The organism is Nocardioides nanhaiensis (assembly GCF_039542785.1).
Lineage (GTDB): Bacteria > Actinomycetota > Actinomycetes > Propionibacteriales > Nocardioidaceae > Nocardioides > Nocardioides nanhaiensis.
The window spans coordinates 1,338,221-1,352,320 of sequence record NZ_BAABIM010000001.1 but is presented as its reverse complement, the minus strand read 5'-3'; the positions used below and the strand labels follow the sequence as shown (position 1 = coordinate 1,352,320).

Below are 14,100 nucleotides of genomic sequence, written 5' to 3'. Positions count from 1 at the left end.
CCCGCTGACGCCGCTCGGCTCAGCGGTCGACGAACCCGGCCGCCCGACCCAGGACGGCGTCGAGCATCGGCTCGGTGAGGCGCCCGGTGAACGTGTTCTGCTGGCTGGGGTGGAAGCTCCCGAGCAGCACCACCTCCCCGTGGGGGCCGCCCAGCACGGACTCGGCACCGTGGCCGAAGCGCGGCTTGGGCCGCGGCACCTCCCAGCCGGCGCGGCGTGCCGCCCCCAGCGTGGCGTCCCACCCGATCGAGCCGAGCGCCACCAGGCAGCGCACGTGCGGCGCCAGCAGAGCCAGCTCGCGGTCGAGCCACGGGGCGCAGCGCGCCTTCTCCGCCGTCGTCGGCTTGTTGTCTGGCGGCGCGCAGCGCACGGCGGCCACGATCCGGGTGCCGCGCAGGGCGAGCCCGTCGGCGGCGTGCACGCTGGTGGGCTGGTTGGCGAGCCCGACCCGGTGCAGCGAGGCGAAGAGCCAGTCGCCGGACCGGTCGCCGGTGAAGACCCGGCCGGTGCGGTTGGCGCCGTGGGCGGCCGGGGCCAGACCCACCACGAGCACGGCCGGCTCGGGGTCGCCCCACCCGGCGATCGGCCGCCCCCAGTAGGGCTCCTCCGCGTAGGCGGCACGCTTCTCGGCCGCCACCTGCTCGCGCCACCGCACCAGTCGCGGGCAGCGACGACACGTGCTGATCCGGGCACCGAGCGCGGCCAGACGGTCGCCGGGCTCCTGCTCCGCGACGTCGACCGGATCCCCCGGCCACCCAGCGCCCGGTGGCACCGGAGAGTCGAACGGCTGCCCGGTGCCGGGGTGCGGCAGCGGCGCGGGGTCGCTCAGCGGCGTCGTCGCCACACCAGCAGACCGACCAGCAGCAGCGCTCCCGCGCCGGCAGCGATCACCGCGGGGCTCGGCCGCCCCTGGTCGGTGGTCAACCGGTCGGCGACGTCGTGCGCTGTCTCGTGGGCGCGCGCCTTGACGTCCAGGCGTGCCTGCAGCTCGTCGACGGTCTCGGCCAGCTGCTCGCGCTGGGCCTCCACCTCGGCGGCCAGCCGCTCGGGCTCGGAGGTGCTCATCGGTTGCCGCCCTTCAACGTCTCGACGTCCTGCTTGAGGCCGGCGATCGCCCGCTCGGGCGCCGGCGGGGTGGCCTTCGCGACCGCGTTGCGACCCAGCAGAGCGGCGATCCCCGCGACGGCCAGCAGCACACCGCCCACGACCAGGGCAGCGGCCCAGGCCGGCAGCGCGAGGGCCAGCGCCAGGATCGCGGCGGCCAGCAGGCAACCCACGCCGTACAGCGCCAGCAGCCCGGCTGCGCCGAAGGCACCCAGGCCCTTGCCGGCGTCGCGACCCTTCTGGGTCACCTCGGCCTGGGCCAGCCGGAGCTCGCTGCGGATCAGCTCGGGCACCTGGGTGGAGAGCTGGTGCACCAGGCCACCCAGCGTCTCCTCCGAGGGCGGTCGGGACGCAGGCGCGCCGCTGGTCGTGGTGGTCTCGCTCATGAGCCCCCGGTAGCCACCGCGGAGTCGTCGAAACCCGCACGCCCCCGACGTCTCAGCCGATGCTGGCCGCGATCCCGTCGAGGATGTCGCACTCGGACACCACGACCTGTCGCACGCCCGCGTGCTCCAGCACCCTCGACCAGATCAGCGCGCCCGCGCCGATGACGTCGGCACGGCCCGGGTGCAGGTAGGGCAGCTCGCGGCGCTCCGCCACGCTCAGGCCCACCAGGCGCTGCACCGCCGCGTGCACGTCGTCGACATCGAGCACCTGCTGGTCCAGCGCCGCGCGGTCGTAGGCCGCAAGGTCGAGCACCGCGGCCGCGACCGTCGTGACCGTGCCGGCCACCCCCACCACCGTGGCCGCCTCTGCGGCCGGCACCGGGCACGCTGCGAGCGCGGCGTCGACGTCGGCCAGCAGCGCCTCCACCTGGGCGGCCGTGGGCGGGTCGTCGGCCAGGTGCCGCTCGTGCAGGCGCACCGAGCCGATGTCCATGGAGTGCGCGCTCTGCGGACCGGACCGGTCCCCCAGCACCAGCTCGGTGGACCCGCCGCCGATGTCGACCACCAGCACCGGCCACGCGGGCTCTGCGCGCAGGTGGCGCACGGCGCCGGTGAAGGAGAGCGCTGCCTCCTCGGCGCCGCTGAGCACCTCGGGCGCCACGCCGAGCCGCGCGCGGACCCCGGCCACGAACTGCGCAGCGTTCTCGGCGTCGCGCGAGGCCGAGGTGGCGCAGAAGCGGATCCGTTCGGTCGGCACGTCGTGCTCGGCGATGATCGCCGCGTACTCGTCGATGGCGGCGAAGGCCCGCCCCAGGGCGGCCTCGCCGATCCGACCCGACGCGTCGAGCCCCTCCCCCAGCCGGACCATCCGCATCTCGCGCAGGACCGCGTGCGGCGGCTCGCCGACCAGCAGCTTGATCGTGTTGGTGCCGCAGTCGATCGCGGCCACCGCTCCGCTCACGGGGCGCCGGGCTCCGTCTGCTCGTCGGCGGGCTCGTCGGCGGGCACGCAGGGACCCTCGGCCCACCACGCGCCCAGCCGGTCGAGCACCTCGTCGCCCAGCGGGTTGACGCCGGGCCCGGCCGCGAGCGCGTGGCCGGCCAGCACGTGCAGGCACTTGACCCGGTCGGGCATGCCCCCGGCGGTGACGCCGGTTATCTCGGGCACCTCGCCGAGCTCGGCGCGGGCGGCCAGGTAGGCGTCGTGGGCGGCGCGGTAGCCCGCCGCCAGCTCCTCGTCCTCGCCCAGGCGCGCCTGCATCTGCTTCATCAGGCCCGACCCCTCGAGGGTCCCGATCATCGAGGCCGCACGCGGGCAGGTGAGGTAGAAGGTCGTGGGGAACGGCGTGCCGTCGGGCAGCCGCGGCTGGGTGGTCACCACGTCGGGGTTGCCGCAGGGGCAGCGGTGTCCCACCGCCGCGATGGCGCGCGGGGGCCGCCCGAGCTGGCGGTGCACCACCGACTCGTCCTCGGGAGAGATCACTCCGCGGACCTCTCGCCCGTCTCGCCCTCGACGGCGCCGATCTCGCTGCGCGGAGGGCGCCCGGGGGCCGGCGGGTTGCCGGCCAGCTGCACCGAGGTCCACAGGTCCTCGTAGACGGCGGTCGGCTCCTCGGGGTCGACCGCGCTCGGGTCACCCAGCTCGGCCTCGGGCTCGAGCGGCTCGCCGTCCTCGTCGAGCACCACGTAGGAGGTCTGGCCGGGCTCGACGTAACCGAAGCGCTCGCGCGCCTGGGCCGCGACGAACGCGGGGTCGTTCCACCGCTCCTTCTCGCGCTGCAGGTCGGCGATGCCCTCCTGGCGCTCCTCGATCTGCGCCTTGAGGTCGCCGATGTGGGAGCGCTGCTGCAGGTAGGCGCGCAACGAGGAGGCGTAGCTGACGGCGAGCACCGCCAGCACCACCACGAGCACGGCGGCCCGGCCGGTCATCCGGGGCCTCAGGCGCAGGCGGCGGGGCGTCGTCGAGGTCTTCTCGGGGGCGGCTGCCGCCGCCGCGCCGGCGGACGTCGTGCGCGGACGCGCGCCACGGGCACCTCGGGGTCGTCCCTGCCCCGGGCCGGCTCCCGGACGACGTCGGGGAGCCCGGCCGGGGCGCGGAGCGTGGGGGCGGTCGGCAGGCACGGGCCCCAGTCTGCCCGCTCTAGGCGCCGAACCGCGGGAACGCGGCCGCACCGGCGTAGCGTGCCGCCTCGCCCAGCTCGTCCTCGATGCGCAGCAGCTGGTTGTACTTGGCCACGCGCTCGGAACGCGCCGGAGCGCCGGTCTTGATCTGACCGCAGTTGGTGGCGACCGCGAGGTCGGCGATGGTGGTGTCCTCGGTCTCGCCGGAGCGGTGGCTCATCATGCAGCGGTAGCCGTTGCGGTGCGCGAGGTCCACGGAGTCGAGGGTCTCGGTGAGCGAGCCGATCTGGTTGACCTTGACCAGCAGCGCGTTGGCCTGGCCACCGGAGATGCCGCGCTGCAGTCGCTCCACGTTGGTGACGAACAGGTCGTCGCCGACGATCTGGATGCGGCCGCCGAGCTGGTCGGTCATCGCCTTCCAGCCCTCCCAGTCGTCCTCGTCCAGCGGGTCCTCGATCGAGACGATCGGGAAGTCCTCGCAGAGCGTCGCGTAGTAGGCGGTCATCTCCTCGGCCGACTTGGAGCCGCCCTCGAAGGCGTAGGAGCCGTCGCTGTAGAACTCGCTGGCCGCCACGTCCATGGCCAGCGCGATGTCGGTGCCCAGCTGCAGCCCGGCGCCGCTGACGGCCTCGGCGATCAGGTCGAGCGCCGCGCGGTTGGACTCCAGGTCGGGAGCGAAGCCGCCCTCGTCCCCCAGCCCCGTCGCCAGGCCGCGCTTCTTCAGCACCGACTTGAGCGAGTGGTAGACCTCGGCACCCTGGCGCAGCGCCTCGCGGAAGGTGGGGGCGCCGATCGGCGCGATCATGAACTCCTGCACGTCGACGTTGGAGTCGGCGTGCGAGCCTCCGTTGAGGATGTTCATCATCGGCACGGGCAGCAGGTGGGCGTTGGGCCCGCCCACGTAGCGGTAGAGCGGCAGGCCGGCGGAGTCGGCGGCGGCGCGGGCCACGGCCAGCGAGACGCCGAGGATGGCGTTGGCGCCCAGCTCGGCCTTGTTCGGCGTCGCGTCGAGGTCGAGCATCGTCTGGTCGATGACGCGCTGGTCGTCGGCCGCCAGACCCTCGACGGCGGGGCCGATCCGCGAGATCACCGCGTCGACGGCCTTGCCGACGCCCTTGCCGAGGTAGCGGTCGCCGCCGTCGCGCAGCTCCACCGCCTCGAACGCGCCGGTGGAGGCGCCGCTGGGCACCATGGCCCGGGCGAACGCGCCGTCGTCGAGGGCGACCTCGACCTCGACGGTGGGGTTGCCGCGCGAGTCCAGGATCTCGCGGGCTCCGACTGCTTCGATCGATGCCATGCCCGCACCCTAGTGGCGACCCACGGGTAACCGGGACCGCGTCCGCCGGCCGCAGGTCAGGGCGGGTGGGTGATGATGGAGCCCTGATGGAGAACCTGGATCCCGTGCGTCGCCAGCCCCCCGGTGCGGGGGCCGACTTCGGCCGCTACCGCATCGAGCGGCGCCTGGGCATGGGCGGCATGGGCGTGGTGTACGCGGCGCGCGACACCGTGCTGGACCGGCTGGTCGCGCTCAAGGTGATCGCGGGACAGCTGGCCGGCGACGACGAGTTCCGTCGTCGCTTCCAGCGCGAGGCCGGGGTGCTGGCGCGGCTGGACTCACCGCACGTGATCGCCATCTACGACCACGGCGAGCACGACGGCGTGCCGTTCATCGCCACGCAGTACGTGGCCGGCGGCGACCTCGGCGACCTGCTCGAGGCCAGCGGTCCGCTCCCGCCCGCCGTCGGGCTCCAGGTGGCCGCGCAGGTGACCGAGGCCCTGGCCGACGCCCACCGCGCCGGCGTGGTGCACCGCGACGTCAAGGCGGCCAACGTGCTGCTGCGCAGCCGCCAGATCGGCGACGCGGGCGCGAGCCCCCACGTCTACCTGGCCGACTTCGGCATCGCGCTCAGCGACGGCGCCGCCACCCACACCTCCTCGGCCGCCGGGAGCTGGGCCTACCTCTCCCCCGAGCGGCTGCGCGGCGCGCCCGCCACCCCGGCCTCGGACCTCTACGCCGTCGGCTGCCTGCTGTGGGCCTGCCTCACGGGCGCCCCGCCCTACACCGGCTCCGACGCGGAGGTGGTGATGGGTCACGTCTCCGAGCCCGTGCCCCACCTGGAGGGCGACGACGACTTCACGCGCCGACTCGACGCCGTGCTCGCCCGCGCCCTCGCCAAGACCCCCGAGGACCGCTGGCAGGACGCCGCCGAGCTGCAGGCCGCACTCCTCGACCTGGGCTCGCCGCCACCGACCTTCCGTCCGCGCGCCGTCTCCGCGTCCGCGGTCACACCGCGCGAGGTGACGCGCCTGCGCGGCGGCACCCCCGTCCCCGTGGCCACGGCACCCTCCGCGGTCGAGGAGCCACCCGGTCCCGGCCGTCGAGCCACCGACAGAGAGCGCCGCTCTCGCCCGTTGCTGGCCGCGGGCGCCGTCGCGCTCACGCTGGCGCTGCTGGCGGGCGTCGGCTGGTGGATCCGGGAGGGCCGTGGCGCCGGTGACGATCCGGCGCCGGCGGCGCCCAGCGGACCGGTCGAGCTCGTCACCGGCGACGCCGACGGCGACGGTCTGGGCGACCTCACGCTGAGCTGGCTCGACTTCTCCCTGGACTCCAGCGCCTCGCAGTCGTGGCTGCTCACCTCCGACGGCGAGAGCTTCGCCGCCCCGACGACGAGCCGCAGGCTGCCCGGCACCAGCGAGAGCCTCAGCGACATCGACGGCGACGGCGCGCTGGACCGCATCGCCGCCTACGACGACGACGACGAGCGCGAGGTCGTCGTCGACGTCGTCTACGCCGACGGCCGCACCGAGCAGCTCGACATCCCCCGCACGGGTGTGATCCGTCGCTACCTGAGCGACCCGATCGCCCAGGGCGGCGACTTCGACGGCGACGGCTACGGCGACGTGCTGCTCAGGCCCGAGGTGGCCGAGGGCACCGGATTCACGGTCGTCCCGGGTGGTCCCGACGGCCTCGCGCTCGAGCCCGGCACGGTCCCGACGGCGTGGCTCACCAGCGACGACATCTCCATCGGCCAGTTCCACCCCGTGCTCGGTGGTGACGTGGACGGTGACGGGGACGACGACCTGGTGATCTCCGTCAGCGCCCTCGCCCCGACCGAGCGCACCCAGATCGCCATCTCCGAGGACGGTGAGGAGGGTCGGGAGTTCGCCCCCGACGCCGACGTCTTCGAGGTACCGCCCACGAGGATCGGCAACTGGGACGCCCAGCTCGTGCCCGCCGACGTCGACGGCGACGGCACCGACGAGCTGCTGGGATACCGCGGCGTCAAGGGCGCCGGGTTCGAGGTGCTCGTCCACGACGTCGTCGACGGCGTGATCGGCGAGGGCACCGTGATCGGCACCGAGTCGCACCGCGCCGACACCTCGACCCAGAGCACCCCCTCCATCTCCGACGTCGACGGCGACGGCGACGACGACCTCGTCCTGCTGCGCAACCCAGACTGGTTCACGGGCGACATGGAACCCGACAGCTGGGCCGTCGACGTCATGCTCGCCGAGGACGGCCGCCTGGGCCCCGCGCAGCGCTGGGCCGACGTCCCCTGCCGCACCGACGGCTGCGAGGACGAGTCGCTCATCGTCACCTCCTGACCTTCCCGCTGGTCGAACCACCCCCATCGCGGGTTGAGCCGTGAGGCGCCCTGAATCGCCCCGGGTTTCGACACGCACTCGCTGACGCTCGCACGGCTCAACCAGCAGGGCCGCCCGGTCGCCGCGTCGCGCACCCGACCAACGTCCGGGCTCAGCCGCCCGTGCGCTTGACCTGCTGCCAGATGGCGTCGATCTCGGTGGGACTGAGGGGTGGGGAGTCCGGGGTGCGGCCGAGCGAGGCGGGGTCGAAGACGTGCGGGTTGCGACGGCGCAGCTTGGCGACCAGCCCGGCGGCGACGTCGTCGATGGTGAACTGCCCGGCCTGCTCGGCCACGGCGGCGTGGAAGACCACCTGCAGCAGCACGTCGCCGAGCTCCTCGCACACGTGGGCGGGGTCGCCCTCGGCGATCGCCTCGACCAGCTCCTCGGTCTCCTCGCGCAGGTAGGGCACGAGGGAGGTGTGGGTCTGCTCGGCCTTCCACGCGCACTCGGCACGCAGCCGGCGCATCACCCGCACCAGCTCCTCCAGCGAGGATCCCGACGAGCCCTGCGGGCCCGCTGCGGTCATGCGCCGCAGCGCTGCGACGCGGGCAGGTCGCCCACGTTGGTCTCGCCGTCGACACCGGCCTGCGCCTCGATGCTGACCGCCACCGAGGTCTCGGAGAGGCCGCGGACCAGGCCCTGCTCCCCCACCGCGAGCTCGATGGTGCCGAAGCGCGGGTTCACCTCGAAGCCGTTCTCCTCCTGCCAGGCCACCGCGGTCTCCAGCCCGGCGTCGAGCGCCTCGCTCGCGTTGTCGTCGGTGTCGGGCAGGCCGAGCTCCTCGCGGCCGATGGCCACCAGCACCTCGGCGAAGTAGGCCCCCGCGGTGATCTGCGGCAGCACGGCCTCGATGGCGTCCGCGTCGACCCCGGCGCCGCTGAGCTGCTGCTCCTGGGCGTCCGCCGCGGCAGCCACGGCCTCGCCGACCTCGACGTCGTACTCCGCGGAGAGCTGGTCGGCCAGCGAGCGCAGGCTCAGCGCCGAGACCATGTCCTGTCGGGCGACCCCGCCGGGCACCGCCGCGTCGTTGCCGGCCTCGACCAGCTGGCCGAGCATCGTGCACAGGTCGTCGGTGGCCTGGTCGACCTCGTCGACCGAGATCCGGTCGTCGCCCACCTGGGCGGCCGTGGTCGGCGCCAGCACCTCCGGCCCGACACCGCACGCGGAGACGAGAACCAGGCCCAGCACGGTCGCCGCCACGAGCGGGAGGCGGACCAGACGAGAGGAACGGGACACCGGGTTCACGCGGACTCCTTGCTGGACGAGCTGGACGAGCTGGCTGCACTGCCTGTGCTGGACGGATCGCGCGGGTCGATGATCGTGTCGATCACACCGCGCGCCCATTCAAGCAGGGGGACGCCGGCCAGCGGGCGCCCGGTCGCACCGGGGGTGCCGGGCCGCGGCACGAGCACGGTGCCCACCGAGGTCTTGACGATGGACTTCGGGTAGAGCCGCTGCAGCCGCACCACCCGCGACTCGGGCAGGTCGACCGGCGCGAAGCGCACGTTGCGCCCCGCGATGGTCAGCTCGCCCAGCCCCGCCTGACGGGCCCGTGCCCGCAACCGTGCCACCAGCATCAGCGAGGTGACCTCCTGCGGCGGCTCGCCGTAGCGGTCCTGCAGCTCCTCGCCGATCGCGTCGACGTCGGCGTCGGTGCGCACCTCGGCGAGGCGCTTGTAGATCTCCAGCCGCAGCCGCTCGCTGGTGATGTAGTCGTGCGGCAGGTGGGCGTCGACCGGCAGCTCGATGCGCACCTCGGCGAGCTCCGGCTCGGCGTCGCCGCGGAAGTCCTGCACGGCCTCCCCGACCAGGCGCACGTAGAGGTCGAAGCCCACGTCGGCGATGTGGCCGGACTGCTCACCGCCGAGCAGGTTGCCGGCGCCGCGGATCTCGAGGTCCTTCATGGCGATCGCCATGCCTCCGCCGAGGTCCGAGTGCTGGGCCAGCGTCGCCAGCCGCTCGTGCGCGGTCTCGGTCAGCGGCTTCTCGGCCGGGTAGAGGAAGTAGGCGTAGGCGCGCTCGCGCGAGCGGCCGACGCGGCCGCGCAGCTGGTGCAGCTGGCTCAGGCCCAGGGTGTCGGCGCGCTCGATCAGCATCGTGTTGGCGTTGGAGACGTCGAGTCCGGACTCGACGATGGTGGTGCACACCAGCACGTCGAAGCGCTTCTCCCAGAAGTCCAGCATCACCTTCTCCAGCTGGTGCTCGCCCATCTGGCCGTGGGCGGTGGCCACCCGCGCCTCGGGCACCAGCTCCTTGATCCGCGCCGCCGCCTTCTCGATCGAGCTGACCCGGTTGTGGATGTAGAACACCTGGCCGTCACGCAGCAGCTCGCGCCGCACCGCGGCGGTCACCTGCCGGTCCTCGTAGGCGCCCACGTAGGTGAGCACGGGGTGGCGCTCCTCGGGGGGCGTGGTGATCGTGGACATCTCGCGGATGCCGGTGATCGCCATCTCGAGCGTGCGCGGGATCGGCGTCGCGCTCATGCTGAGCACGTCGACCGAGGTGCGCAGCCTCTTCATCTGCTCCTTGTGCTCGACGCCGAAGCGCTGCTCCTCGTCGACGATGATCAGCCCGAGGTCCTTGATCCGGATGTCGGGGTTGAGCAGGCGGTGGGTGCCCACCACGATGTCGACGCTGCCCTCGCGCAGCTGCTCGATCACCGCGGCGGCCTCGGCGTCGGTCTGGAACCTGCTCAGGCCCTTGATGACGACGGGGAAGCCGCTCATCCGCTCGGTGAACGTCGAGAGGTGCTGGGTCACCAGGAGCGTCGTCGGCACCAGGACGGCGACCTGCTTGCCGTCCTGGACCGCCTTGAACGCCGCCCGGACGGCGATCTCGGTCTTGCCGTAGCCGACGTCGCCGCACACCAGGCGGTCCATGGGGACCGTCTGGCGCATGTCGGACTTGACCTCCTCGACGGTGGTCAGCTGGTCGATGGTCTCGGTGAAGGGGAAGGCGTCCTCGAGCTCGCGCTGCCAGGGCGTGTCGGGCCCGAACGCGTGGCCCTTGGTGGCCTGCCGGGCCGCGTAGAGCTTGATCAGCTCGGCGGCGATCTCGCGCACGGCCTTCTTGGCACGGGCCTTGCGCTTGGTCCAGTCGGCGCCGCCGAGCCGGTCGAGGCTGGGCTGCTCGCCACCCACGTAGCGGGTCACCTGGTCGAGTGCGTCGGCCGGCACGTAGAGGCGGTCGGGCGGTCCGCCGCGCTTGCTGGCGCCGTACTCGAGCACCAGGTACTCGCGGATGGCGCCCTGCACCTCGCGCTGCTTCATCTCCACGAAGCGCCCGACGCCGTGCTGCTCGTGCACCACGTGGTCGCCGGTCTTGAGCTCCAGCGGGTCGATCTGCTTCTTGCGGCGCGCGGGCATCGCGCGCATGTCGCGCGTCGAGGCCTTCTGCCCCGAGATGTCCTCGCCGGTCACCAGCACCAGGCGGTTGACGTCGTCGACGAAGCCGTGGGTGAGCCGACCGCACGTCACCTCGACGACGCCGGTGGGCTCGGTGCCCGGGGTCTCCTCGAGGCGCGCCGGCACGTCCCGCTCGCCCAGCACCTCGACCATCCGCTGCGCGGGACCGTGCCCGGGGTGCACGACGAGCGTGCGGTAGCCGTCGCTGCGCCACCGCTCCAGGTCGGTCATGGCCCGCTCGACGTCACCGTGGTAGAGGTCGACGGGGCGGTGCGGGAGAGCGGTGCCCTCGCCGGAGCCCTCGGCCCCGCCGACCTCATCGGCGTCGTCGAGGCCGAACGGGCTGAGCGTCCACCACGCCAGGCCGCGCTCGCGGGAGTGCTCGCGCACCTCGCCGAGGCTGCGGTAGGAGGCGGCGCCGAGGTCGATGGGCGCCGAGCCGCCGCCGGCGGCGGCCGCCCACGAGGCGCCGAGGAACTCCTCCGAGGTGGCGACCAGGTCTTGGGCGCGACTGCGGGCGCGCTCGGGGTCGAGCACCAGCACGTGGGTGTCGGCCGGCACCAGGTCGACGAGCAGCTCCATGCCGTCGACCAGCGCGGGCGCCAGCGACTCCATGCCCTCGGCGGCGATGCCCGCGGCGATCTTGTCGGTCAGCTCCAGCAGCTGGGGGTGCTCGCGGCCCAGCGCGGCGGCCCGCTCACGCACCTCGGGGGTGAGCAGCAGCTCGCGGCACGGGGGCGCCCAGAGTCGCTCGGCCTTCTCGAGGGTGCGCTGGTCGGCCACCGCGAACCACCGGATCTCCTCCACCTCGTCGCCCCACAGCTCGACGCGCAGCGGGTGCTCCTCGGTGGGCGGGAAGACGTCGAGGATGCCGCCGCGCACCGCGAACTCGCCGCGCTTCTCGACCAGGTCGACCCGGGTGTAGGCGGCGTCGGCCAACCGCTCGACGAGCTCCTCGAGCGGGGCGGTGTCGCCGGCGACCAGCTCGACGGGCTCCAGCTCGCCCAGCCCGGGCACCTGCGGCTGCAGCACCGAGCGCACCGGGGCGACCACGACCGAGAGCGGTCCGGTGCCGGGCTGCGTGCCGGGGTGGCACAGCCGCCGCAGCACCGCGAGGCGCTTGCCCACGGTGTCGCTGCGCGGGCTGAGTCGCTCGTGCGGGAGCGTCTCCCAGCTCGGGTAGTAGCCCACGACCTCGGGGTCCATCAGCTCCCCCAGCGCGCCCACCAGGTCCTCGGCCTCGCGCGAGGTGGCCGTGACCGCCAGCACCGGACGCCCCGCCCGCACCAGCCCGGCCACCAGGAACGCCCGCAGCGCCTCCGGACCGGTCAGCTCCAGGGTGGGGGCCGCCCCCTCGCGGGCGCGACGGCTCAGGCTCGCGAGGGTGGGGTCGGCGAGGACGGTGTCGACGAGACCGGTGAGTGGCACGAGAGCTCCGTGATCGGTGAGGACCGGTGGGTGGGGCGGCACGCACGAGCACCCCTGCCCGACTCGGACAGGGGTGGGTGCCTACGTGTCGAGTCTACGGGCCGGAGGGAGCGACGACCTCGTCGTCATCGTCCTGCCGGTCCAGCTCCCGCTGCGAGCGCAGCACGCAGAACTCGTTGCCCTCCGGGTCGGCCAGGATCACCCAGCCGGTGCCGAGGCCGTGGATGCCGCGGTGGTCGGCGACCAGCGTCGCGCCCCGGGTCAGCAGCCACCCGACCTCGTCGTCGCGACGGCGCTCGCGTGGGCGCAGGTCGAGGTGGAGCCGGTTCTTGCCGCGCTTGGCCGCGGCGGCGTCGGGCACCTCGATGAACAGCAGCCGGTGCCCGGAGTCGGGGTCCAGGATCAGGCACTCCTCGTCGCCTGGATCGTTGGGATCCCCCGCGTCGTCGGTGTAGCCCAGCGTGGAGCGCCACCACTCCGAGAGGGCGTAGGCGTCGGCGCAGTCGATCGAGGTGTGCGAGACGAGGGAGGCCATCGCGGCAGCCTGCCGCGGCTCAGGCCCGGCTGTCGACGGGTATTCCGTGGGCCGCGAGCCGGGCGCGCAGCGCCGGGACACCCTCCCGCGTGGTCCACCGCACGGTGCGCATGCCCAGTCGGGCGGCGGATCGCACGTTGGCGGCGTTGTCGTCGACCAGCAGGCAGTCCCGGGGGCGCGCCCCTATCCCGGCCGCCACGGCCTCGAAGTAGGCAGGGGCGGGCTTGGCGACCCCGAGCTCGTGGGAGTACCAGCAGGAGTCGAAGTGCGCGTCGTAGCCCAGCACCTCGCGCATGTGCGCACCGCGGTGCGCGCGCTGGTTGGTGGCCAGGTGCACCGGTAGACCCCCACGACGCAGCTGCGCCACCAGGTCGAGCACCTCGGTGTGGGTGTGCACCCGCAGCCAGACCCGCCGGTGGACCTCCAGCGGCAGGGCGCGGGGTCCGAGCACCCGGACCCGCTCCCGCCAGGGCAGGCGCAGGTCACCGTCGCCGGCCAGGCCCGGTGCCCGGTCGGCGTAGCGGGCCACCAGCCACTCGTCGGGTCCGCTGCCCACCACGCGGCGCACCAGGTCGGTCACCGCGTCCGGGTGGCGCTGCAGGACGCCGTCGGCGTCCAGGAGCAGCTGCTGCGGCGACTCCACCGCGCCAGCTCTCAGCCGACGCCGTGGGCGCGGGTGAAGGCCACGATCTGCTCGGCCAGCTCGGGCCGGCACACGATCAGGTCGGGCAGGTACACCTCGTCCTGGTTGTAGCGCAGCGGCGAGCCGTCGACGCGGCTGGTGAACAGGCCGGCGGCGCGGGCCACGCCCACGGGGGCCGCGGAGTCCCACTCGTACTGACCGCCCGCGTGCACGTAGGCGTCGGTGAGGTCGCGGGCCACCGAGAGCACCTTGACGCCGGCCGAGCCCATCGGCACGAGCTCGGCGTCGAGCTCGGCGGCCAGGGCGTGCACGAACTCCGGCGGCCGGCTGCGCGAGACGGCGATGCGCGGGCGCGGGGCCGTGCGGGCCGGGACGACGGGCGGGCGACCCGTGGTGAAGACCTCGCCCAGCGCGGGCTGGGCGACGGCGCACGCGGTGAGGTCGCCGGCGCCACCGGGGCCCTCGGCGCCGTCGGCGTGCCGCTCCCACAGCGCCACGTGCACGGCCCAGTCGTCGCGCGGCGGCTCGGAGAACTCGCGCGTGCCGTCGAGCGGGTCGATGATCCACACCCGGTCGGCCTCGAGGCGCAGCTTGTCGTCCTTGGCCTCCTCGCTCAGGACGGCGTCGGCGGGCCGGTGCTCGGCCAGCAGCTGCGCCAGCACGGCCTGCGCGGCGGCGTCGCCGGCGTCCTTGAGCGCACGGCCCTCCAAGCCCTGCGCGCGCACCTCGAGCAGGCGCGCCCCGGCCACCTGGGCCAGCCAGGCGGCGAGGGTGTGGTCGTCGGCGTCGACGGGAGGTGCGGCGGAGATGTCGGTCACGGGCGTCAACCTAC

The 14,100-nt window shown here is 74.1% G+C and carries 14 protein-coding genes; 1 reads left to right on the top strand and 13 read right to left on the bottom strand.

Translation table 11 applies throughout. From position 1 onward, the window contains the following. Positions 1-19: 19 nt before the first annotated feature. Genes ABD948_RS06405 through eno form a run of 7 tightly spaced genes read right to left on the bottom strand, consistent with a single transcriptional unit; the run spans position 20 to position 4,907 of the window. Positions 20-844, bottom strand: a complete 825-nt coding sequence (locus ABD948_RS06405; RefSeq protein ID WP_345263806.1) for a uracil-DNA glycosylase — start codon at positions 842-844, stop codon at positions 20-22. Further along, positions 826-1,065: a DUF3618 domain-containing protein gene (locus tag ABD948_RS06400; protein ID WP_345263804.1), complete on the bottom strand. Its 240-nt coding sequence runs from the start codon at positions 1,063-1,065 to the stop codon at positions 826-828. Before ABD948_RS06400 ends, ABD948_RS06405 begins: the two co-directional genes overlap by 19 nt. Further along, entirely contained in the window at positions 1,062-1,490 is a 429-nt protein-coding gene (locus tag ABD948_RS06395) for a phage holin family protein (protein WP_345263802.1), read from the bottom strand. Before ABD948_RS06395 ends, ABD948_RS06400 begins: the two co-directional genes overlap by 4 nt. Positions 1,491-1,542: 52 nt before the next feature. Beyond that, a complete protein-coding gene (locus tag ABD948_RS06390; protein ID WP_345263800.1) occupies positions 1,543-2,451 on the bottom strand; it encodes a Ppx/GppA phosphatase family protein in 909 nt (302 codons plus the stop codon). Next, a complete protein-coding gene (locus tag ABD948_RS06385; RefSeq protein ID WP_345263798.1) occupies positions 2,448-2,972 on the bottom strand; it encodes a DUF501 domain-containing protein in 525 nt (174 codons plus the stop codon). Before ABD948_RS06385 ends, ABD948_RS06390 begins: the two co-directional genes overlap by 4 nt. Then, positions 2,969-3,610, bottom strand: a complete 642-nt coding sequence (locus tag ABD948_RS06380; protein WP_345263796.1) for an FtsB family cell division protein — start codon at positions 3,608-3,610, stop codon at positions 2,969-2,971. Before ABD948_RS06380 ends, ABD948_RS06385 begins: the two co-directional genes overlap by 4 nt. Before the next feature lie 19 nt (positions 3,611-3,629). Then, on the bottom strand, positions 3,630-4,907 hold the full coding sequence (eno, locus tag ABD948_RS06375; protein ID WP_345263794.1) for a phosphopyruvate hydratase: 1,278 nt from the start codon (positions 4,905-4,907) through the stop codon (positions 3,630-3,632). Positions 4,908-4,993: 86 nt separating this feature from the next. Here eno and ABD948_RS06370 point away from each other — a divergent pair, with 86 nt between their 5' ends. After that, a complete protein-coding gene (locus ABD948_RS06370) occupies positions 4,994-7,216 on the top strand; it encodes a serine/threonine-protein kinase (RefSeq protein ID WP_345263792.1) in 2,223 nt (740 codons plus the stop codon). A gap of 151 nt (positions 7,217-7,367) precedes the next feature. Here the strand turns inward: ABD948_RS06370 and ABD948_RS06365 are convergent, their stop codons facing one another. The 6 genes from ABD948_RS06365 to ABD948_RS06340 form a co-directional block, all read right to left on the bottom strand. Further along, entirely contained in the window at positions 7,368-7,784 is a 417-nt protein-coding gene (locus ABD948_RS06365; protein ID WP_345263790.1) for a MazG nucleotide pyrophosphohydrolase domain-containing protein, read from the bottom strand. Further along, positions 7,781-8,503: a hypothetical protein gene (locus ABD948_RS06360; protein WP_345263788.1), complete on the bottom strand. Its 723-nt coding sequence runs from the start codon at positions 8,501-8,503 to the stop codon at positions 7,781-7,783. Before ABD948_RS06360 ends, ABD948_RS06365 begins: the two co-directional genes overlap by 4 nt. Then, entirely contained in the window at positions 8,500-12,090 is a 3,591-nt protein-coding gene (gene mfd, locus ABD948_RS06355) for a transcription-repair coupling factor (protein WP_345263786.1), read from the bottom strand. The genes ABD948_RS06360 and mfd overlap by 4 nt, the downstream gene beginning before the upstream one ends. 94 nt (positions 12,091-12,184) lie before the next feature. After that, on the bottom strand, positions 12,185-12,625 hold the full coding sequence (locus ABD948_RS06350) for a VOC family protein (protein ID WP_345263784.1): 441 nt from the start codon (positions 12,623-12,625) through the stop codon (positions 12,185-12,187). 19 nt (positions 12,626-12,644) lie between these two features. Continuing rightward, positions 12,645-13,268: an HAD family hydrolase gene (locus tag ABD948_RS06345; RefSeq protein ID WP_345263782.1), complete on the bottom strand. Its 624-nt coding sequence runs from the start codon at positions 13,266-13,268 to the stop codon at positions 12,645-12,647. Between the two features lie 11 nt (positions 13,269-13,279). Then, complete coding sequence (locus ABD948_RS06340) at positions 13,280-14,086, bottom strand: 3'(2'),5'-bisphosphate nucleotidase CysQ (RefSeq protein ID WP_345263780.1); 807 nt, start codon at positions 14,084-14,086, stop codon at positions 13,280-13,282. Positions 14,087-14,100 lie beyond the last annotated feature (14 nt).